General features: G+C 62.7%; 19 protein-coding genes. 13 read left to right on the top strand and 6 right to left on the bottom strand.

Annotation, left to right across the window (positions count from 1 at the left end; genetic code table 11):
- Positions 1-152 precede the first annotated feature (152 nt).
- From NTU39_RS14640 to NTU39_RS14605, 8 genes are all read left to right on the top strand, one after another.
- The gene (locus NTU39_RS14640; RefSeq protein WP_373275407.1) at positions 153-1,652 is read left to right on the top strand and encodes an NCS1 family nucleobase:cation symporter-1; all 1,500 of its coding nucleotides are present in this window, start codon (positions 153-155) and stop codon (positions 1,650-1,652) included.
- A gap of 64 nt (positions 1,653-1,716) precedes the next feature.
- On the top strand, positions 1,717-2,445 hold the full coding sequence (locus NTU39_RS14635; protein WP_150662778.1) for an aspartate/glutamate racemase family protein: 729 nt from the start codon (positions 1,717-1,719) through the stop codon (positions 2,443-2,445).
- Between the two features lie 239 nt (positions 2,446-2,684).
- Positions 2,685-3,785 carry a PAS domain-containing sensor histidine kinase gene (locus NTU39_RS14630; RefSeq protein ID WP_150662777.1) on the top strand — a complete coding sequence of 367 codons (1,101 nt, stop codon included), beginning with the start codon at positions 2,685-2,687 and terminating at the stop codon, positions 3,783-3,785.
- Positions 3,776-4,420, top strand: coding sequence for a response regulator (locus NTU39_RS14625; RefSeq protein ID WP_257957928.1), 645 nt, complete (start codon positions 3,776-3,778; stop codon positions 4,418-4,420). The genes NTU39_RS14630 and NTU39_RS14625 overlap by 10 nt, the downstream gene beginning before the upstream one ends.
- A 261-nt stretch (positions 4,421-4,681) precedes the next feature.
- Entirely contained in the window at positions 4,682-5,953 is a 1,272-nt protein-coding gene (locus NTU39_RS14620) for an amidohydrolase family protein (protein WP_257957927.1), read from the top strand.
- A 28-nt stretch (positions 5,954-5,981) separates the two neighbouring features.
- Positions 5,982-6,518: a DUF1097 domain-containing protein gene (locus NTU39_RS14615; RefSeq protein WP_150662774.1), complete on the top strand. Its 537-nt coding sequence runs from the start codon at positions 5,982-5,984 to the stop codon at positions 6,516-6,518.
- Positions 6,519-6,881: 363 nt separating this feature from the next.
- Positions 6,882-8,432 carry a gamma-glutamyltransferase family protein gene (locus NTU39_RS14610; protein WP_373275406.1) on the top strand — a complete coding sequence of 517 codons (1,551 nt, stop codon included), beginning with the start codon at positions 6,882-6,884 and terminating at the stop codon, positions 8,430-8,432.
- A 129-nt stretch (positions 8,433-8,561) separates the two neighbouring features.
- Positions 8,562-9,452, top strand: a complete 891-nt coding sequence (locus tag NTU39_RS14605) for a LysR substrate-binding domain-containing protein (protein WP_150662772.1) — start codon at positions 8,562-8,564, stop codon at positions 9,450-9,452.
- A gap of 47 nt (positions 9,453-9,499) precedes the next feature.
- Here the strand turns inward: NTU39_RS14605 and NTU39_RS14600 are convergent, their stop codons facing one another.
- The 5 genes from NTU39_RS14600 to NTU39_RS14580 all read right to left on the bottom strand — a co-directional run bounded on the left by NTU39_RS14600 (position 9,500) and on the right by NTU39_RS14580 (position 14,099).
- Positions 9,500-10,339, bottom strand: coding sequence for a bifunctional allantoicase/(S)-ureidoglycine aminohydrolase (locus NTU39_RS14600; protein WP_039398200.1), 840 nt, complete (start codon positions 10,337-10,339; stop codon positions 9,500-9,502).
- A gap of 186 nt (positions 10,340-10,525) precedes the next feature.
- Entirely contained in the window at positions 10,526-11,761 is a 1,236-nt protein-coding gene (locus NTU39_RS14595; protein ID WP_257957926.1) for an amidohydrolase family protein, read from the bottom strand.
- 244 nt (positions 11,762-12,005) lie between these two features.
- Positions 12,006-12,539 (bottom strand): AidA/PixA family protein, encoded by a 534-nt coding sequence (locus NTU39_RS14590; RefSeq protein WP_257957925.1) that lies wholly within the window; start codon positions 12,537-12,539, stop codon positions 12,006-12,008.
- A 101-nt stretch (positions 12,540-12,640) separates the two neighbouring features.
- On the bottom strand, positions 12,641-13,144 hold the full coding sequence (locus NTU39_RS14585; protein WP_150662769.1) for an inclusion body family protein: 504 nt from the start codon (positions 13,142-13,144) through the stop codon (positions 12,641-12,643).
- A gap of 301 nt (positions 13,145-13,445) precedes the next feature.
- Positions 13,446-14,099: a GntR family transcriptional regulator gene (locus NTU39_RS14580; RefSeq protein WP_150574252.1), complete on the bottom strand. Its 654-nt coding sequence runs from the start codon at positions 14,097-14,099 to the stop codon at positions 13,446-13,448.
- A gap of 262 nt (positions 14,100-14,361) precedes the next feature.
- Between NTU39_RS14580 and NTU39_RS14575 the strand changes: the two genes are divergently transcribed.
- The 3 genes from NTU39_RS14575 to NTU39_RS14565 all read left to right on the top strand — a co-directional run bounded on the left by NTU39_RS14575 (position 14,362) and on the right by NTU39_RS14565 (position 18,090).
- Positions 14,362-14,829, top strand: a complete 468-nt coding sequence (locus tag NTU39_RS14575; protein WP_246184396.1) for a VOC family protein — start codon at positions 14,362-14,364, stop codon at positions 14,827-14,829.
- Positions 14,830-15,121: 292 nt separating this feature from the next.
- Positions 15,122-16,171: a porin gene (locus tag NTU39_RS14570; protein WP_150662767.1), complete on the top strand. Its 1,050-nt coding sequence runs from the start codon at positions 15,122-15,124 to the stop codon at positions 16,169-16,171.
- A 113-nt stretch (positions 16,172-16,284) separates the two neighbouring features.
- Positions 16,285-18,090, top strand: a complete 1,806-nt coding sequence (locus NTU39_RS14565; protein ID WP_150662766.1) for an LVIVD repeat-containing protein — start codon at positions 16,285-16,287, stop codon at positions 18,088-18,090.
- Between the two features lie 148 nt (positions 18,091-18,238).
- On the opposite strand, the gene NTU39_RS14560 is transcribed toward NTU39_RS14565, so the two are convergent.
- Positions 18,239-19,207: a 2-hydroxyacid dehydrogenase gene (locus tag NTU39_RS14560; RefSeq protein ID WP_257957924.1), complete on the bottom strand. Its 969-nt coding sequence runs from the start codon at positions 19,205-19,207 to the stop codon at positions 18,239-18,241.
- A 156-nt stretch (positions 19,208-19,363) separates the two neighbouring features.
- On the opposite strand from NTU39_RS14560, the gene NTU39_RS14555 reads away from it, so the two are divergent.
- Together NTU39_RS14555 and NTU39_RS14550 are read left to right on the top strand one after the other, a co-directional pair.
- On the top strand, positions 19,364-20,320 hold the full coding sequence (locus NTU39_RS14555; protein WP_150663459.1) for a fumarylacetoacetate hydrolase family protein: 957 nt from the start codon (positions 19,364-19,366) through the stop codon (positions 20,318-20,320).
- A gap of 37 nt (positions 20,321-20,357) precedes the next feature.
- Entirely contained in the window at positions 20,358-21,392 is a 1,035-nt protein-coding gene (locus NTU39_RS14550) for an ABC transporter substrate-binding protein (protein WP_257957923.1), read from the top strand.
- The last annotated feature ends 16 nt before the right edge of the window (positions 21,393-21,408 follow it).

Genomic DNA, 21,408 nt, shown 5'->3' with positions numbered 1-21,408 from the left:
CACCCATACTCCATTGCACCAACACGCATTCAGCAAGGGCGATGCATAGACCGCGCCAATAAGCGGTCAGACCGAACGGTCAGGTCGTCCTTGCTTCAATCAAGGAGACAATGCGGATGCAATTGGACGTTTCGAACGAGGTCCTGGGCGGCATGCCCACGACCGGGCAGTCCCGTGCCCAAACTCACGCTCATCACACCGCGCATGGGCTCAGCCCACGGCTGCATAACGCCGATCTGGCCCCGACAAAGGCCGAAGGACGGCGCTGGGGCCGCTACAGCATCTTCGCGCTGTGGACCAACGATGTGCACAACATCGCCAACTACTCCTTCGCGATCGGACTCTTCGCACTGGGTCTGACCGGCTGGCAGATGCTCGCGTCGCTCGGCATCGGCGCGGCGCTTGTCTACGTCTTCATGAACCTGACGGGCTACATGGGCCAGAAGACCGGTGTGCCGTTCCCTGTTGTCAGCCGCATGAGCTTCGGCGTCTACGGCGCACAGATTCCTGCCATCGTGCGTGCGGTCATCGCCATTGCGTGGTTCGGCATTCAGACGTATCTCGCCTCGGTCGTGCTGCGCGTGTTGCTCGTAGCGGTTTGGCCTGCGGCCGGCGCCTACGATCACAACAGCGTGCTCGGTCTGTCGACGCTCGGCTGGCTCAGTTTCATCGCCATCTGGCTCGTGCAACTCGCGATTCTGGCTTACGGCATGGAGATGGTGCGCAAGTACGAAGCGTTCGCCGGGCCGATCATTCTCGTCACCGTGACGAGTCTTGCGGTGTGGATGTATCACCGTGCCGGAGGCCATATCGCCATGTCGGTCGGCACGCCGCTCACGGGCCTCGCCATGTGGACGAAGGTCTTCGCGGGCGGCGCGTTGTGGCTCGCGATCTACGGCACGCTGGTGCTCAACTTCTGCGACTTCACACGCGCTTCGCCGAGCCGCAAGGTCATTCGTACCGGCAATTTCTGGGGGCTGCCCGTCAACATCCTGATCTTCGCGGTGATCAGCTTCGTGCTCGCCGGTGCGCAGTTCAGCCTGAACGGTCAGATCATCCATAGCCCGACCGAGATCATCGCCACGATTCCCGACAAGACGTTCCTCGTGCTCGGCTGTCTCGCGTTTCTCGTCGTGACGGTCGCCGTCAACATCATGGCGAACTTCGTCGCTCCGGCGTTCGTGCTCACGAGCCTCGCCCCGCATCGGCTGACGTTCCGTCGCGCAGGTCTCATCAGCGCCACGATTGCCGTCGTCATCCTGCCGTGGAATCTCTATAACAGCCCCATCGTGATCGTGTACTTCCTGTCAGGTCTCGGTGCGTTGCTCGGCCCGCTCTACGGCATCATCACCGTGGACTACTGGCTGCTTCGCAAGACGTGCGTGCACGTGCCGCATCTGTACAGCGAAATGCGCGAGGGCACTTACCACTATGTGCGCGGCGTGAACCCGAAGGCGGTGGTCGCGCTGGTGCCATCGGCGCTGGTCGCGGTGACGGCGGCGCTCGTGCCGGCGTTCAGCGCGCTCACGCCGTTCTCCTGGCTGCTCGGTGCGGGCATTGCCGGTGGCGTGTACTACGCGATCTCGGACCGTCGCCGGGCATTCGAAGATTGCTCGGGCGAGCACTTCGCCGTCGACAGCGCCGCACACTAGGGTCTGTGCTGCGCCGGTAGCGCAGGCGAGTTTCACCTCTGTATTCATCCCCTCTGGAGTGTTTATGAAGATCCTTGTCGTGAACGTCAACACGACGGCCGCGATAACCGACGCCATCGCGCACCATGCACGTGCGAGCGCGTCGCCGGGCACGGAAATCGTCGGACTCACGCCGCACTTCGGTGCGGAATCCGTCGAAGGCAATTTCGAAAGCTATCTCGCGGCCATTGCCGTGATGCAGCGCGTGATGAGCTACGACGAACCGTACGACGCCGTGATTCAGGCCGGTTATGGCGAACACGGACGCGAAGGCTTGCAGGAATTGCTGCACGTGCCCGTCGTCGACATTACCGAAGCCGCCGCGAGCATGGCGATGCTCCTCGGCCACCGATACTCGGTCGTCACCACGCTCGATCGTACGGTGCCGCTCATCGAAGACCGTCTGAAGCTGGCCGGTCTCGACGCTCGCTGTGCCTCGGTGCGCGCGAGCGGCATGCCGGTGCTGGAACTGGAGCGCGATCCGCAGCGGGCCATCGCGGCCGTTGTCGCACAGGCGGAGATCGCCGTGCGCGACGATCATGCCGAAGTCATCTGCCTTGGTTGTGGCGGGATGGCCGGACTTGACGCCAAGATTCGCGAGCGTACGGGCGTGCCGGTCGTCGATGGCGTGTCCGCTGCCGTTGCACTCGCCGAATCGCTGGTGCGGCTCGGCCTGAGCACGTCCAAGGTGCGCACGTATGCGCCTCCCCGTCGCAAGCAGATCGTCGGCTGGCCACAGGCGCTGTTCGGTTGAAGCGGATGACATCTGCCTGTCGCTCCCGCCACGCTGCGGCATCCATCAGAAAAACTCATGAATCAACGCAGCATGCCGATATGCGGGAAAACTAGAGGCGCGCTCGCACGCCGGTCTGGCTATATTGGTTGCGGACCGGTGTCGACGTCATGGCGAACCTCTGACAGGGCAGACGCCTTGTTTGCAAGCCTTTGACTGTGCTGCGCCGCGTCATTTCATCGGTACGGCAAGGAGACGCAGTGGAGACGCATGGCGAACTGCACCGGGCGATTCTGAACAACATCCCGGATCAGGCGTGGCTTAAGGACACCGAGTCGCGCTACATCCTCGTCAACGACGCCTTCATGGCCGCATGCGGGCGCACCGAGGCTGACATCATTGGCAGCACGCCGGACAAGGTATGGTCCTCCGAGTGGGGACGTGTGTACCTTGCCACCGACCGTGCCGTCGTCGCGAGCGGCGTACGTCGTCGTTACGAAGAGAGCCGCCCGGGTGCAGACGGCGCACCGCGCTGGTTCGACACCGTCAAGATGCCTGTGCGCGATGCCCACGGACGCATCGTCGGCACCGTCGGCATCTCACGCGACATCACCGACCGCAAGCGATCCGAGATGGCGCTGCTCGATTCGCGCGCTCAACTGCGTCAACTCTCGGCGTATCTGCAAACCGTACGTGAAGCCGAGCGTACGCGCCTGTCGCGCGAATTGCATGACGAACTCGGGCAGTGGCTGGGCGGCCTGCGTCTCGGTCTGAACTATCTGGAGACGCAACCGAACCTGCCTGCGGCCGATCAGTCGGCGCAGATCCAGATGCTCAAGGAGCTGGTCGACGAGACGATCGACGCCGTGCATCGCATCGCGGCGGACCTGCGCCCGGCGGTACTTGACGAACTCGGCCTGCACGCCGCGCTGGAATGGCTCACGGAATCGTTTGCACAACGTCACGGCTTACCGTGCGAACTGGTGATGCCCGAGTCGGTGACGGCGTGTCTCGATAGCGAGTGCAGCACGGCCATCTTCCGCATCGTGCAGGAGTCGCTCACGAACGCGAGCCGGCACGGACAGCCGACGCAAGTCCGCGTGACGCTCGAATTGCGCGAGGGGCACTGCCACGTGTGCATCAGCGACGACGGGCGGGGCATGGACCCGTCGCGCGCCGGACACGGCCAGCGGCTCGGTCTCATGGGCATGCGAGAGCGGGCGCTGATGCTGGGCGGTGCCTTCGATATCGAAAGTGCGCCAGGGCAGGGCACGCGTATCGTCGTGCGGATTCCTGCGCGGCCAGCCACGCATGCCTCGACGATTCCTGCAACTCACGATGCGGGGTGGCCATGCGTGTGATGATTGCCGACGACCACGCGATCATTCGTGACGGTCTGAAAAAGATCATTTCGATGGCCCCCGACATGGCCGTCGTGTCCGAGGCGGTGGATGGCGAAGACGTCCTGAAGCGCCTGCGCCTGACCACCATTGACGTGCTGTTGCTCGATATGTCGATGCCCGGGAAGAGCGGCATCGCGCTCATCGCCCAGATCAAGGCGAGCTATCCGTCACTGCCGATTCTGGTGCTCAGCATGTATCGCGAGTCGCAATATGCGGTGCAGGCCATTCGCGCTGGCGCAGCGGGCTATCTCACGAAGAACGCCGAATCGGAGCAACTGATGAGCGCTATCCGGCGCGTGGCACGGGGTGGCACAGTCGTGTCGCCGCTAGTGGCCGACAAGCTGGTTCGTCAGTTGCAACAACCCGCCGAGGCGTTGCCGCACACGCGTCTGACCGCGCGCGAGTTCCAGATTTTCCAGATGCTGGTCGAGGGCAATGGCATCAACGACATCGCCCGCTGCCTGTCGTTGTCGGCCAAGACCGTCAGCACGCACAAGGCGAACATCCTGACCAAGATGGACATTCCGTCGACGGCGGGGCTTGTGCATTACGCCATTGAGCACGGTCTGATCGTCGCCGGTACCGACGCCTGATTCGGCGTTGGATTGCCCTGGCCGGACGTTCTGTCCGGTCAAACCCTTCCCCACGTTTTGATTGCTGCACCGCGTCTAGGGAAATTCTTAGACGAAAACCAGCAAATCCCGATGCCCCGTATTCGGGCGCTCTTCTAATCTTGGTTCAGGCCTTTCAGAACCTTTGCCACCCCGGCCGCCGACGCACTCCGGCCAAGTCCATCAACCTCACTCTGCGACCCTATTCGCAAGTGCTTTTCGTGACGTAAGGAGACCCGCACCATGCATGTGGACCTGCTGATCAACAATGTGTGCGTACGCGACGACGCGCCGCTCGTGGATATCGCCATCAAGGGCGGGCGCATCGCCGCGATAGAGCCGGGCATCGACGCCACCGCCGACGAGCAGATCGACGCGCAGGGCCGGGCCGCGATTCCCGGCCTCGTCGAAGCGCACCTGCATCTCGACAAGGCGCTGCTGCATCGTCGTCTGCCCGCACGCTTCGGCACGCTCGACGAGGCCATTCGCGTGACCGGCATTCTCAAGAGCAAGCAGGAGCGTGAGGACGTGCTCGACCGCTCGCGTCAGGTGCTCGACATGGCGGTCAAGAACGGCACGGTCGCCGTGCGTGCGCACCCCGACGTCGACCTGATTCAGGGCCTCATCGGTGTGGAGACGTTGCTTACGCTCAAGGACGAATACGACAGCCTGCTCGACTTGCAGATCGTGGCGTTCCCGCAGGAGGGCATTCTCAAGTCGAAGGGCACCTATGAGCTGATGATCGACGCGCTGCGCATGGGCGCGGACGTCGTGGGCGGCTGCCCGTACAACGAGCTGAACTGGGAAGACACGAAGCGCCACATCGATATCGTGTTCGAGCTGGCGCAGCGCTTCGATGCGCCCATCGACATGCACGCGGACTTCGCCGACGACACCAGCGATCAGCGCTTCGCCGCTATCTCATACATCGCGCAGCGAACCATCGACACGGGCTATCAGGGACGCGTGTCCCTCGGCCACGTGACGAGTCTGGGCGCGCTCGACAACGACGAACTCGCACCGGTGATCGAACAGATCCGCCTGGCGGGCATCAGCATCGTCACGTTGCCCGCGACGGATCTGTATCTGGGCGGGCGCAAGGATGCGCAGAACCAGCGTCGTGGACTGACCCCTGTGAAAGCGTTGCATAGCGCCGGTGTGAACGTTGCGTATTCGTCGAACAACGTGCGCAACGCATTCACCCCGTTCGGCAAGGCCGACATGTTGCAGATCGGCAATCTGCTCGCACACGTGGCGCAGTTCGGCGTGCCCGAGCATCAGCAGGCGATTCTGGACATGGGCACGCATAACGCCGCGCGCGCCATCGGCCTGTCGCACGACTACGGCATCGCCGTGGGCAAGCAGGCCGATCTGATCATTCTCGATACGTTCCGGGTGGCCGACGCGCTGCTCGATATCCCGCCACGTCTGTGGGTCATCAAACGCGGCCGCATCACGGTCGTGACGCAGCACAGCTGCGAGATTCACCGGCATTCATGTTGTTGTGCGCAATGAAGTTCTTATAAAACTCAAGGAGACAATCATGAAGAAGCTGCCTGCGGAAGTCGTTGCCTCACTACTTGCTGTCACCACCATCCCGATTGCGATGCTGCCGTTGCATCTGCCGCCATGGGCGATCTTTATCAGTTGGGCGGCCACGTTCGCGATGGGCGGCCCGACGCTGGTGAACCTAAAACGTATCTGGGCGACGCTACCGATCGGATCGTTCTTCGCGTTCCTGATCGTGCTGGGCTTCAAACAGGCCGCCACGCAGTTCAGCGGCAACACGCTGGTGGTCGCGGAGATGGTGATTCTGTTCGCAGGCAACGGCTCGATGATGGCGCTGGCGCGCTTCTTCCCCGGCCTGAACTTCATCCCGGGCATGTTTTTCGGCTTCGCGACTTACTTCGCCACGCTGTTCGGCGGCTTCGGTCCCGTTGCACAGGACCCGCTGGCCGCACTGGCCGCCGCCGTGGCGATGAACGCGCTCGGTCCGGTCTACGCCTGGCTCAAGGAGCGCTACTCCGCCCCGGAAGTCTCGCATCAACGCAACTGGAAGGGCTGGAAGGCGGAAGTCTGACCTCCAATCCCACGACGATTTGACGATTCAACGATGTACGGGCGAAGCGCTGCCAGTGTCGGGTGCGCTTCGCCTTCCAATGACATCCCCAAGGGAGACGGCATGACGTTCGCACCAAAACTGGCCGATGGCCTTACTCCGACACCACCGCAATCGACGCCGCAGCCGTCTGCCGCTGGCGATGCGAGCAGCATCAACACGCGTCGCAATTTTCTGATGGGGACGGCGGCGCTGGCCGGTAGCGCTGTCCTGCCGCTCTCGGCCGTGGAGGCTGCCGAAGCTGTGGCAGCCGCACCGTCGGTGACGACGAAAGCAGACACGAACGCAAAGCCGGACGGGCGTCTCGCACAATCGACGCGTGGCATGGTGACCAGTCCGCATGAGCTGGCGAGCGAAGCGGGGCTGGAAGTGCTGCGCGCGGGCGGGAACGCCATCGAAGCGGCGATTGCCATTGGCGCGGTGCTGAGCGTGACGTATCCGCATTTCACCGGTCTGGGCGGCGACGCCTTCATGGTCATCAGTGATCGTGACGGCAATGTGCGCACGCTCTCTGGCATCGGTCAGGCCGCAGCCCAACCGCCCGAGTACGGCAGCGCGATTCCTGTGCGCGGCCCCGGCGCGACGCTGACCACGGCTGCGACGGTCGCCATCTGGGACAAGGCATTCGAATTGAGTCGCACGCAGTGGGGCGGTCAGCAATCGTGGCCGTCGCTCTTTTCGCGCGCGACCGAGTACGCTGCGAACGGCTTTCCCGTGACGCCGTCGCAGCACTTCTGGCAGACGTTCCGGGCCAACGAGTTGTCCGGCTGGGAGGGCTTCTCAACCACTTTCATGCCGAACGGACGCATCCCGCAGGCCGGTGAGCGCTTTCATCAGCCAGCGCTGGCGCGAAGTCTCGACAGCATCGCCACCCACGGCGGACGCGAATTCTATGAAGGCGATCTGGCCGGACGCATCGCGGCCGGTCTGAAGAAGGTAGGCTCGCCGTTACGCGCGAGCGATCTGTCCCGTGCGCAGGCGCGTGAGGAAGTGCCGTTGCGCGTGGCGTATCGGGACGGCGAGTTGCTCGGGCTGCGTCCGCCGACACAAGGCGTGACGACGCTTGAGATCATGGGCATCCTCAATCGCTTCGATCTGAAGTCGATGCCGGAGGGCAGCGCCGACTACTATCACGTGCTGGTCGAAGCGGTGAAGCTCGCGTTTCTCGACCGCAACCGCTACGTGGCCGATCCCGATTTCGTCGACGTGCCGGTGGATCGTCTGCTATCCAGTGCGAATCTCGATGCCCATGCGCGCAGCATTCGCATGGACCGCGCGATGCCTTGGCCGCACGTCTTCAAGACGGGCGACACGGTGTACATCGGGGCGGCGGACAGTCAGGGCAACTGCGTGAGCATGCTGCAAACCGTCTACTTCGACTGGGGCAGCGGTGTGGTGCTGGGAGACACCGGTGTGCTGTGGCACAACCGAGGGGCGTCTTTCAGCATGGACCCGGCGAATCCCAACGTGCTGCGCGGCGGCAAGCGTCCGTTCCATACGCTCAATCCCGGGATGTACCTGAAGGGCGGACGTCCACAATTGCTTTACGGTACGCAAGGCGCAGACGGGCAGCCGCAGACGCTCGCAGCCGTGCTGACCCGTCTCATCGACTACGACATGGATCCTTTGACGGCATTGAAGCGCCCGCGCTTCCTGCTGGGCAAGACGTTCTCCGATTCGCGCGACAGCCTCAAGCTGGAACAGGACGCCGGTGCGGGTGTATTCACCGCGCTCGCCGCGCGAGGGCACGAGATGAGTCCGCTGCCACCCCAAAGCCAGTTGGCGGGGCATCCCGGCGCGATTCGTATCGGCCCGCAAGGGCAGATGAGCGGCGCACACGATCCGCGTAGCGACGGACGGGCGTTGGGTGTCTAGCCAGGCACTACATGCACGACGCGGTGCCGGTAGCCATCACGGCGCGGGCACCGCCGAAAACCCCAGTTGTCGGGCGTTCGTCGCGCGTGATACAAGTTCTGCCATTCATCGCAAAAATAAATACGAGACATGGCTGGCAGTGCGAAATCGAATCGACCGCTGTTCGATCTGGACCTCTTGCGCTCGATCATCATGGTGGCCGATTGCGGCAGCTTCACGACGGCGGCCGCCCGTCTGCATTCAACGCAGTCCACCGTCAGCCAGAAGGTGAAGCGTCTGGAGGACATGGTCGGCCATAAGCTGCTCGACCGGGGCAATCGCGAGGTGCACGCGACCGATGCGGGCGAGTTGCTGCTCGGTTATGCGCGTCAGATGCTCGCACTCAACGATCAGATGTTCGAAGCGCTTTCGGGCGCGGTGGTGGCGGTGACGGTGCGTCTCGGTGTGCCGGAGGACTTCGCCACCGGCGCGACGACGCAGGTGCTCGCCCGTTTCAACCGTCAGTATCCGCAGGTCAAGCTGGAAGTCACGAGCGGCCTGAGTCGCGATTTGCTAGGTAGTTACGATCACGGTGAACTGGATCTCGTGCTGGTCAAGCAGCGCCGCAACAGTCGCGAGTCGGTGGCGAGCAGTCCGGAAAAGCTGGCATGGATCGACAGTGCGAAGCATCCGTCGTTCGGTCTCGATCCCGTACCACTCGTGACGTTCCCGACGCGGGGGCTGTACCGCGACGACATGATCAACGCGCTCGAAGCGATGGGGCGCAACTGGCGCATCAGCTTCACGAGTTCGAGTCTGAGCGGTATTCAGGGCGCTGTGGCCGATGGTATGGGGATCAGTCTGGTTCCGCCGCGCGCGGTGCTGCCGGGGCATGTGGTGCTCGGTCGTGCGCAGGGGCTGCCTGTCGTCGACACGTTCGAGCTGGCGATCTTTCATCGGCCGACGGCCGACCCGATGGTGGGTGCGCTCGCCAAGGTGCTTGTCGGGATGCTGGAATCGAAACCGCGTGCGTCGAAGTAATCACGACGCACGCGGCTTAGCGACTATTTAGCTCGGCTGAGTGCCGCTTACTTCGGCTGAGCGCCCAGCGTCAGATTCATGTGACGGTTGACGTCTTTGTACAGCAGGTAGCGGAACGGGCCGGGGCCACCGGCGTAGCAGGCCTGGGGGCAGAACGCACGCAACCACATGAAGTCACCGGCTTCGACTTCCACCCAATCCTGATTCAGACGGTAGACGGCCTTGCCTTCGAGCACGTACAGGCCGTGCTCCATCACGTGCGTTTCCGCGAACGGGATGACGCCGCCCGGCTGGAACGTCACGATGTTGACGTGCATGTCGTGGCGCATATCCTGAATGTCGACGAAGCGCGTCGTTACCCAGCGGCCGTCGGTGCCCGGCATCGCGATCGGCTCGACGTCCTGCTCGTTCTTCACGAACGGTTCCGGATACGGCAGACCTTCCACGGCCTGATAGTGCTTACGGATCCAGTGGAAGCGCGCCGTGCTCTGGCTGTTGTTGCGCAGTTGCCAGTCGGTCGCGGGCGGGATGAACGCATAGCCGCCCGGCGTGAGCGTATTCGCCTTGCCTTGAATCGTGACGGTGATTTCGCCTTCCACGACGAACAGCACGCCTTCGGCCTTGTCGTCCTGCTCGGGCTTGTCGCTACCGCCGCCTGCACCCACTTCCATGATGTATTGCGCGAACGTCTCGGCGAAACCCGAGAGCGGACGTGCCAGCACCCACAGACGCGTGTTGTCCCAGAACGGGAGGTGGCTGGTCACGATGTCGCGCATCACGCCCTTCGGGATGACGGCGTACGCTTCGGTGAACATGGCGCGGTCGGTGAGCAGTTCCGTTTGGCCCGGATGCCCGCCGTGCGGCGCGTAATACGTAGTCTTCGACATGCTTGTTAGCTCCTGATGATTCCGATGCGTCGTTCTGTTGCGTCGTTCTGTTTTCTCCCCATCGTCCGCCGCCGGGTTCCTGGGTCACGATCCACGCTTGGGGGCGCGCACGGATCGCTTCACCTCGGTGCGACGAACGTGAGCGACGCCGTCGCCTCGCGCAGGCGGCTGCGTCGCGCATGACAGTCAGGTCGGGGTGACCCCTGCTGTGTCCTTGAGCAGGGCGGGGTCCAGCGCGAGTTGCGCCGGGCCGCCCCAATAACGTCCGTGACGAATCACTGCGCGCGCCGCCGGTGCGGCTGCCACAGCGGCGGCGGCGTTCGGTGCGTCGAAGACGACGAAGCTGGCTTCGTTGCCCGCGTGCAGGCCGTAGTCCGCTTTGCCGATCACGGCGGCAGCTGCCGTCGTCGCCATTTCGAGTGCGACGTGCAGGTCTTCGTCCGTATAGAAACCCGACCGATAGCCGATGAGCATCGCGCGTTGCAGCATGTCGCCGTTGCCGTACGGCCACCAACTATCCTGAATGTTGTCGTTGCCCGTGAACACACGCACACCTGCTTCGCGCAAGCGCAGAATCGGCGGGAAGGCACGGTCGCCTGGGGCGTTCGTCATGATCGAGACGTCGGCGTCGGCCAGCGCGCGGGCGATGGTGTCGAGTTCCTCCGGGCCGATGTCGCCCAATCCGTAGGCATGGCTGACGGACACACGTCCCTGCAATCCGGCTGCCTGCGTGCGCGCCGCAATGCGATGCAACTGTGCGAGACCGATGTCGCCCGGCTCATGCAGATGGATGTCGATCTTCGTGCCGTGCTTCTCGGCGATGCCGAAGATCACGCTCAGTTGCCCGTGCGGGTCGCCGTCGAGCGTGGTCGGGTCGATGCCGCCCACGACCTGCACACCGGCGCGAACGGCGTCGTCCAGAACCTCGGCTGTACCGGGGCACGTCATCACACCCGCTTGCGGGAAAGCGACGAGTTCGATATCCAGCCATTCGCGCCACTTTTCGCGCATGGCCAGGATTTCGTTCAGGTGCGTGAGGCCGGTGCTGGCGTCGACGTCCACATGACAGCGCATGGCGACGGTGCCGAACGACACCGTTTGACGCATCAGGGTGTCGGCACGCTGAGCCATTGGCGCTGCGGCGGTGATTTCCTGCTTCTCGGCGGCAAGGCGCTCGCGCAGGGTCGCAGCAGGGCGATGGGGACGCCAGCGATCGCCGACGAAGCTCTTGTCCAGATGGATGTGACCGTCGACAAATCCGGGCAGCACGAGCTTGCCTTGCAGATCGATGATCTGAGCGCCGGTGGTGTCGGGGGTGTACGAGTCGGGCGCGCCGACGTAGGTGAAACGTCCGTCGCGCACAGCGAGGGTGATGGGGTTGCCGTCGGCACCGACGGCGCCGACGAAAACGCGGTGAGTCATTGGGAACGCCTCTATGCTGCCCGGGGCCTCGCTGGCGCTGCCTCACAACGTGCCGTATGAACGTGTCGTGTGGCGGGACGCAGCCGCGCTGCGGGGTCTCGTGGGGGGTGAAACTGCGGGGTAAGACTTACAAGATAGCGAACCGATCGGGCATCGACAAATTAAATATCAGAATGCATACCATTCGATTTCTAAATGGATGGCGAGGGGGCCGCGATGCGTGAGGGGGAGGCAGGCGGACGCATCAGGGCACGACGATTTGCAGCGACCACGTGAAGCGCCCGAGGACGTTGGCGTCGCGATCGGTCACCGTGGCGTCGACATTGACGTCGGCCGTCCCGCTGGCGATCACCTCTGTCTCCCAGTAAGCATCTGGTGCTTCACGCGGAACCGGTTCATCGGGCTTTCCTGACTGCGGCGCGTAGCGCGTGGCGTGGCTCTCGACATGCAGGCTCGACCGTCCCAATGTGGTTTCGTCGACGAGCGCGAATTGCAGCAGTGCCGCGTGCTCGCCACGCATCGCGAGCGGCGTCCAGCGCAGCTTCATGCGGGTACCGGGGGGCGCGTCGATGACCCACTTTGCGCCGTTGACGCCAGTCAGGGCGTCGGCGTTCGGGGCCAAGGCGTAGTAAGCATTGTCTGGGGCGGGCTGCGGTTTCCCGTCACTTCCGGACGCTCGGTCGAGCAGCGTCACCGTATCGACTACGAGCAATACGTCGGTGCTGGCGGCGCTGCGGGCGTTGTCCCGCGTATCGCCGCCGGGCTTCGCTTCGGACATGGAGGCTCCCTGCTGTGGGCCGTGACGACCGCCACGCATCGTGTGCCTTAAGCCGCTTAAGGCACACAACAAATGGCGGATCGACATGATGACGTAACGACTCAATGGTTGCGAATGGTGATGAACGGATCCCACTGATAGCAGCCGCAAACATTGCCGCTGCGGTCAAGAATCATGAACTGGAAGTGATAGGTGACGCGACCGGTCTTGAGCGTTTCGCTCGACCAGAAATAGTTCGAGCAGGATTGCTTCTTCGGTTTGGTCGGGTCCGGCGGGTTCGGCACGGGGATCGTCACCTCGGCTTCGCGCGGGGAGGGCGGAGAAATCAGCTCATTACCCTGATTGCCCACGAACTTGTAGAAGATGCACGACTGCTCGAAGCCCAGCGAGAGCGAACATTCGCGCCACCGGATGACATCGCCGACCGTGGCCGCGACGTCCAGCTCGCCGCCTGCTTGCCCGCTCACCACGTTGCCCTGCGTCACGATCATGAAAACATGCTTGAAGTCGATGAGCGGCGGATTCGCCATGCTGGAATTCTTGCCGTAGCGGTCGACGATGGTCTTGGTGTCGATGCTGACCAGCACATCGGTGATTTGCGACATGTGAGTCTCCACGAAAGGCTGAGTTGAATGCCGTCGATGACAACGACGACGGCGCCGAAATGACGAAACGACGTAGCGTTTCTGTTGTGGAGGCTAGGCAGCCGTGGCGGATGTTCAACCTCGCAACGGATGAACACTATTAGTGACATCTCCGTGCAAAGCGGCATGGCGTCTCGATTGGCACTCGCGGGCCCGCCGCTGACCAATCGACGGATTGGAAGGGGACACACAAAAGAAAAGCCCATGCGCGCGCGGGGCGGGCATGGGCCGGATGACGTGGTGTGCGCGCAATGGCGCCGGATCAGTCGTCCTTGCGGCTATGTTGCAGACGTTCGAGTACGTGGATGCTCAGACGCGCCGTGTGGCTGCGCATTGCGTTGTAGGCAGCTTCGGCATCGGCCGCCAGCACGGCTTCGACTACGCGGTCGTGTTCGTCGAACGATACGGTGAAGCGCTCTTCGACGTCGGACTGGGCCGCCCGAAACGGGGCGAGCCGTTCGCGGTGGCTGTCGATCAGCGCCATCAGCGTCTTGTTCTGCGTGCCTGCGCTCAGCAACTGATGGAACTCGCGGTTGAGCGCGAGGTAACCGGCTTCGTCGCCCGCGTCCATGCACTGCTTGCTCTGGACGTGAATCATCTCCAACTGCTTCTTCTGCATGGCGCTCATGCGCTGTGCACTCAGGCGACAGCAAAGCGCGTCGAGCTCGCACATCGCTTCAAGCATGTCGGACAGGTCGTCGACGCTGATGCTTGCGACGACACCGCCCTTGTGCGGCGTGAGTTCGATGAGGCCACGGGCGTTCAGCTCGCGCAGTGCTTCGCGAATGGGCGTGCGAGACGCCTTGAAGCGCTCGGCCAGCACGACTTCTTCAAGCTTCTGCCCGGGAGGCAGGCGGCCGTCGATGATTTCGCCCGTCAGTACGCGGCAGATCCGTGCGGCAATGGTTTCGGCCATGCTGGTTTATCTCGCTCCGTAGATGCGTCGTTTGAGTCGGATTGTATACATGCGGATTATACGAGTATTTTTCCTTATGTTCTCGTGTAAAAAGGGCGCAACGCCATATGGGACGGGGTTTGATCGATTTTCGGAACGATGGGAGGCTCAACATGCATTCAAAAATACGTTTTTGAATGCAATGTGCTGAGATAGTATACATAAGCCATTCGCCGGAGGTGCCGGCGAGGCCTATCACCTCAATCCGAAGGAGACATTCATCATGGCCAAACTGCGTCACATTGCGCTTTCCGTGCCGGACCCCTGGAAGGCGGCCGAGTTCTATATGCAGGCGTTCGATTTCAAGAAGGTCGGGGAGACGGACTCCTCGCTCGCCCGGGGCGTCTACCTCTCGGACGGCGTCATCAATCTCGCGCTGCTCAACTATAAGAACGACGAAGCGGCGGGCGACCGCGGCCGCGAGTTCGTCGGCCTGCATCACATCGGCATCTGGGTGGAAGACGTGGCCGCCACGCGCGCGAAGATCGAAGCCGCTGGCGGACGCTATTACATGGGCGAAGTGCCGGTGAAGAGCAACATCTTCTACGAAGTGAAATTCTTCGACCCGAACGGCGTGATCTTCGACGTCACCGCCCACGGCTGGGGCGGCGCTTCGAAAGACGGCACCGGCAGCGACAACGCGCCGAAGCTGCGCCATGAAGGCCTCCAGGCCGACCGCAGCGGACTTTGATCCGTGCGCGACCCATCTCGATATTCCCCACGTTAGTGCCTCAAATCGCCGCCGAACACCTCGCGTGCATTGCGCCTGGTGTGTCGGCGGCGATTCATCATCCGAAGTCCTAAGGGGTAACCCGCTATAAAAAAATAGCCCGTTTGTATAAGCAAATAGCAGTAGAAATTCAATTTCTTTGATATGTATAATCCATCGAAAGATTGTATACATACAACGGGCGAGCGGCAGACATCCCAGCAGTTAAACAGGGGAGGCGTCGCAAATAAAACGAGAAACATCAGGAGACAGCATGAAGAAGCGAGTGTTGTGTGCATTGCTGCTGGGTGCAATGCAGGGCGGTGCGTACGCGCAGTCTTCCGGGGGTGTCACGCTCTCGGGGTTTATCGACCTGAACATGGAACAACTGTGGGGGTCGGGCGCGAATGGCGGCAAGGTCACGAGAATGTCCAGTGGTGGGCTGAACAACTCTCGTTTCAACCTGAGCGGCTATGAAGAACTGGGCGGTGGCAATCGCGCGTTCTTCACGTACGAGCCGATGTTCTCAGCCAACAACGGCACACAATCGGCGCAGGCGCGTCAGTCGTTCGTGGGGATCAAAGGGCCGTGGGGCGATCTGTCGTTGGGCCGTCAGTTCACGCCGTCGTACTGGATCGCGGGTTACGCCGATCCGAGCTGGGCGGCCGACTTCAGTATGGTCAACAACATGGAGTTCTTCTACGCGTCGTATCGCGTCGACAACTCCATCCAGTACAAGACGCCGACGTGGTACGGCCTGAACGCACGCTTCATGGCGACGACCGGCGTGGGCGACGGCACGCGCTCCGGCCGCTTCTACTCCGCTGCATTGGAATATCGTCACGGTGGCATTTTCCTCGGCGCGGTCAGTGAGCTGCAATACACCCGCGACATCTACTCGGCTAGCCAGATCCGCTCGTCGCGCGACAACTATTTCGCGGCGACGTACAAGTTCGGCAGCATCGAGCCGACGTTCATCTATCACACTTACAACGGCTACTACGCTTATCCCCCGTACGTCGCGTTCAACGTGCGAGGCTGGGACATTCAGGCAGGCGTGCGCTATGCGCTGACCGACCGCCATCGCTTCTACGCGAGCTTTGTCCACCGTCAGGACGACGACAACAAGGCGCTCTCTAACGCCAACGGCTTCGTCGTCGGCTACATGTACGGCTTGTCGAAGCGCACCACGCTTTATGCGACCTACGCTCGCGTGCAGCACAGCAACGACACGACCGTCCACTACCCGGTGACGTTCCAGGTCACGCCGACCGGCTCGCAGAACCCCTCGGGCGTGCAGTTTGGTATTCGTCACGCGTTCTGACGCAGACGTCGTTCGCCAACAGCATTTCCGCATTCCCGCTTTTCAGTAATACGCCGCCGGCGAAGGTCGTTCACAGCGCCGGCGAGAAGACTTTTGAGACGAAGGAGGAAGACATGTTTCGCATGCAGACACGCGGTGCAGCCCCCGCCATGTTGACAGCCACGGCAGTGCTCGCGGCGCTCACGATGACGCTCGCCGCGCACGCCTCGGCTCCCGAAGGCGCGCCGGTCGCGCAGACAGCGCCCGCCGAGAATCCGTCGGGCACGCCCGGCACGCCGAACGTCAAGGACCCGTATCTGGCCGGATGGCTGCGCCTCACGCCGGACCGCGAACCGAAGCCGCTCAAGGCTGGCGTCGACTACGGTATGGATCCGGCCACGGGCAAGTTCATCTGGCCGAAGGCATCACCCGAAATTCACACGGGCCAGCGCTTCCCCGGCGAACTGACTACGTGGGACAAGAAGAGCTATTCGAAGAACGTGAAGGTGTTGGCGTTCTATCCGGGCGTTGATTCGCCGTTCCACGCGTGGAACAACATCGCCGACTTCAACGGCAAGCGCTATCTCTACATCCATGACCGCGACTACCTGCGCATCATGGACGTGACCGATCCGGCCAACGGTAAGGTCGTCTATTCGAAGGGCGGCGTGTGGGGGCCGAAGGGATCGAGCGAGAAGTTCGATGCCAACAACGTGCAGGACTACCTCGGCGGCGCCACCATCGTGTGGAACAAGAAGCTGGGCAAGCCGATCCTCGTCGCGTCGTTCGAAATCGGCCGCTACGGGTTGATGCAGGACAAGTCGAAGCAGCCGGACAAGGTGGCTGCGCAACGCAATTACAACTCGCTCAAGGGCTTCAAGGTCTTCGAGATGGATGGCCCGTTGCCGTCCGACTGGAAGCTGATCGCCACGCGCACGACCGACTACAAGCATCCCAATGCGCCGGTCGGCCAGCAGCAGGGCTCGGGTTCGCTCGACTCTCCGGAGTTCTACGGCGGCAAGTACATGATTCTCTCGTCCGCTCCGGACGACAGCTACGCGCTCACCGAATACCCGAACTATCTCTACTCGCCGGGCTACCAGGTGTGGGATATGTCGGACCCCGCGAATCCGAAGTTCATCTCGCAGATTTCGGTGCCGGGCCAGATTCTCGGCAACGAAGAGCATGAGCAGGCCTATCTTCAAAACCCGCGCGCGGGCAACCGTACGTCATGGATGGGCTCGCGTATGCCGATCTTCCTGCCCAAGCCGCTGGAGCAGGGCGGCAAGGTGGGCTTCGGCGCGATGGGGGGTCTCGGACTGTGGTCGTTCGATCTGAGCGATCCGGCGCATCCGAAGGTCGTTGGCAACGTGAACACGGCACCGAGCTTCGCAGGCACGGAGTATGACAACGCCGACGTCAGCCAGTACGAGCGCACGGGTTACGTGCTCACTAGCGGCTACCCGATGAACCGCGACTGCTACGAGCCGTACAAGGACATCTTCGTCGTCGACGCGCGCAATCCCGCCAAGATGAAAGTGGCTGGCAAGCTGCCCGAGCCGGAAGTGCCCGAAGGCGCGCCGTTCACCAGCTTCTGCCAGCGTGGCGGCAACTACGGTCCGAAGCGTTCGAACTCCATCGGTCAGCCGGGTACGTGGCGTCAGGGCATCGTGCCGTACTCGTTCTACAACGCGGGCGTGCAGATTTTCGACGTGAAGGACCCGACCAAGCCGCGCATCGCCGGTTACTTCGTGCCGGGTCTGGCCGACGAGACGGAACTGCCGGTCTACACGCTGGGTAAGGGCGTGTTTGCGATGTACACGGAGTACGACCGCAACATCATGTGGGCCTTCACCGAGAACGGCGCCTACGCATTGTCGAGCCCGCTGCTGGGTGAGCCGGTGATGGGCGCGCCTGCTAAGCCGTACCCGGCACGCTAACGAACGATTCGACGTCATGGGCGGCGCGACCGGAGGGATCGGTTCGCGTCGTCACCGCCGACTTCACAGGGCCTCCAAAGCGTGAAGTGTTGAAGCGGGCAACCTCCGATGGTCTCCCGGTTGCCCGCTTCTTTTTTTGCTTCCTCTTTTATTCCGATGCGCTGCGATGTCCAGCGGAGTTGACGATAGCCGGTAGCGTCGTGCCAGCGAGATGGGCGCGTACGTTGGCCAGCAGCAGGTCGATCTGTGCTTGTAGTGCCGCCGGTGAGCGACCGGAGATATGCGGCGTGAGCACCACGTTCTCGAGCATGCGCAGTGCGGACGGCACCTCGGGTTCGGTCTCGAAGACGTCGAGCGCGGCACCCGCAATCACGCCGTCGCAAAGTGCTTCGATCAGTGCCACCGTATCCACCACGCTGCCTCGGGCCACATTGACGAGAAAGCCGTGTGTGCCCAGACGTGCCAGCACATCGGTGTTCACGAGGTGATGCGTGGCTGGACCACCGGGACAGGCGAGCACGAGGAAGTCGCTCACGTCGGCCAGCGCGCCGATGTCGTCGAAGTGCTGCCAGCGATAGTTCGTGCGGGCCGTGCGCGTGTGATAGCCGATGGACATGCCGAAGGCTTCCGCGCGCGTCGCGATGGCCTGACCGATGTTGCCGAGGCCGACGATGCCGAGTTGTGCGCCACTCAGCGTGGGACGCGGTGCGCGATGTTTCGCCCAGCCGCCCGCTTTCACGGCGCGGTCGAGCGTGACGAGTCCACGGGCGCTGGCAAGCATCAGCGCGAGCGCGTGATCGGCGACGGTCTCGCCGTTCGTGTTCGGCGCATGCGCCACGGCGATGCCGCGTTGCGTAGCGGCGTCGACGTCGATGTTTTCAAAGCCCGCACCGAAAGCGCAGATGAGTTCGAGCTGGGGTAGCGCGTCCATTTGCGCAGCCGTGAGGCCGGTGGTGCCGTTCGTGAGCACGAGGCGCACATGGGGCGTCACGGGGTCACCAGCGACGCAGAGCAGGGTTGTGTCGACGTCATGCAGACGCAATCCGGCAGCAAGCAATTGCGCGCGGGCCAGCGGTTCGAGCGGGATGAGATTGAGCAGGAGCGGCATGTCGTTCATGGGCCTTAATCGTCTCGACGAGATGGATTGAAAAATAAAATACAAATCAGTTGCTATGTATACATATGCTATGTATTGTGTTTCAACATAGCAATCAAAAAGACAGCCGATACGTGAAAACGAGATCGGTTACCGATGGAAGACAAGGAGGAAGGTGTGACCTGGTTTGGATTGGCAACTTATGAATCGCTGGCGCCGGGCGCCGTGGCCGCACGTCGTACGGCACTGGTTCAGCACGGCCGTCTGTATGACCTCGAAGCGGTGCTGCGTCACGTGGGCGCGGGTGCGGAAGATGGCCTCGCGTCGGCACAAGACCTGACGGCGCTGCTCTCGGACTGGTATGTGCATGGCGATGCCGTATCGGCCGCCGTGCGTCGCGCGTTGGACGCAGGCGTTCCGGCCAAGGTGGGTGCGCTGGCGACCGATAGCTACCGTCTGTGCGTGCCGTATCAGCCGGGCCGCATCTTTGCCACGGCGTCCAACTTCTACGAACACGCGGCGGAAATGGGCACCAAGCTCGCGCCGCGCAGCGAAAGCTCGCCGTACATGTTCATGAAGGCCGAGACGAGCGTGACGGCGACCGGTACCGATGTGGTGCTGCCTCCGCATGCCGAGCGTGTCGACTGGGAGGTCGAGCTGGCCGTGGTGATCGGCCGCCCGGGCCGTCACGTGCCGGTTGAACAGGCCCACGAATGGATCGCCGGTTACACCGTCATCAACGACGTGAGCGCACGGGATTTGAACCGTCGCACCGACTATCCGTTCACGCACGACTGGTTTCGCGGCAAGAGTTTCGATACCTTCGCTCCTCTGGGGCCGTGGTTTGTGCCGCGCGACGTCATTCGCGATCCCCAGAACCTGCGCATGACCCTGTCGGTGAACGGCGAGTCGATGCAGGACGACACAACGGCAGGAATGATCTTCAACATTGCGGAGCAGATCGCTTACCTGTCGGAAATCCTCACGCTCAAGCCCGGCGATCTGATCGCCACGGGTACGCCGACCGGCGTGGGCATGGGGCGTGGCGTGTATCTCAAGGCGGGTGACGTGATGGTGGCGGGTATCGAGGGCATCGGCGCCATCGAGAACCGCGTCGTGGCACAACGCAAATAAGAAAGACCGCTCATGTGGCGGTCAGGAGGAGGCAGCAATGCAGCAGTGGCAGTGGACCCGGCGCTGGTGGACGGCGCTCGCATGTGTCGGCACGCTCGGCATGGCAGGGATTGTCGGCGCAGGCGCGTTGTGGGCGACGCCGGTCGCCGCACAGGACAAGGTCAAGTTCAACCTTTCATGGCTGCCGCAGGGCAGTACCGGCGGCGTGCTCGTCGCGATCAACAAGGGCTATTACCGCGAGGCAGGGCTGGAAGTCTCGGCCATTGTCGGTCACGGCGGGCAACGCACCGTCAATGAAGTCGATCAGGGTCTGTTCGAATTCGGCTACGGCGACCCGATCAGCGTCATGCTCAATCGCGCGCAGGGCGGTAAGACCCGCATGGTCGGTTCGATCAACGCGGTCTGGCCCGGCGCGATCTGCTATCTCGCCAAGCCCGGGCGCACCATCACCAAGCCTGCCGATCTGAAAGGCATGTCGATGGGCGGTGGCGGCGCGTCGCCGTTGCAAAACATCGTACCGGCGTGGCTCAAGGCGAATGGCTTGCCGCCGACGTCTGTCAAGCTGCTTCGCCTCGATCCGTCCACGATCAATCCTTCGTTCTTGCAAGGGCGTGTGGATCTGACCGAGTGCTGGGAAGGCGCGAATCTGCCGGTACTCAAGTCGCTGGCGTCGAAGCAAGGCCGCGAGATCGGCTCGCTGCGCTATCGCGATTTCGGGCTGGACATGGTCGGCAACGGCATCGTCACGACCGAAACGATGATCGCCCAGAAGCCGGACGTGGTGCGTCGCTTCGTGCAGGCAACCTACCGGGGCTATGCCTGGATGCGCGAGCACCCGGAGGCGTCCGCCGGTGTGATCGTCTCGCAGTACCCGATGCTCGACAAGCAGGTCATGGTCGAACAGATTCGCCAGATCGGCGCGCTGGAGACCGATAGCGAGACGAAGGGCCACAAGCCGGGCTGGCTGCCGGTGCCGCGTATGGAGTCCACCGCGAAGTTCGTGCGCGACGCCTTCAATCTCGCGCCGACGCTCAAAGCCACCGACATCTATACCAATCAGTTCGTCGAATGATTCCCGGTGATCGGGA

The organism is Pandoraea commovens (assembly GCF_024704525.1).
Taxonomy (GTDB): domain Bacteria; phylum Pseudomonadota; class Gammaproteobacteria; order Burkholderiales; family Burkholderiaceae; genus Pandoraea; species Pandoraea commovens.
The sequence above is the reverse complement of the archived record's forward strand: the minus strand, read 5'-3'. Positions and strand labels throughout refer to the sequence as shown.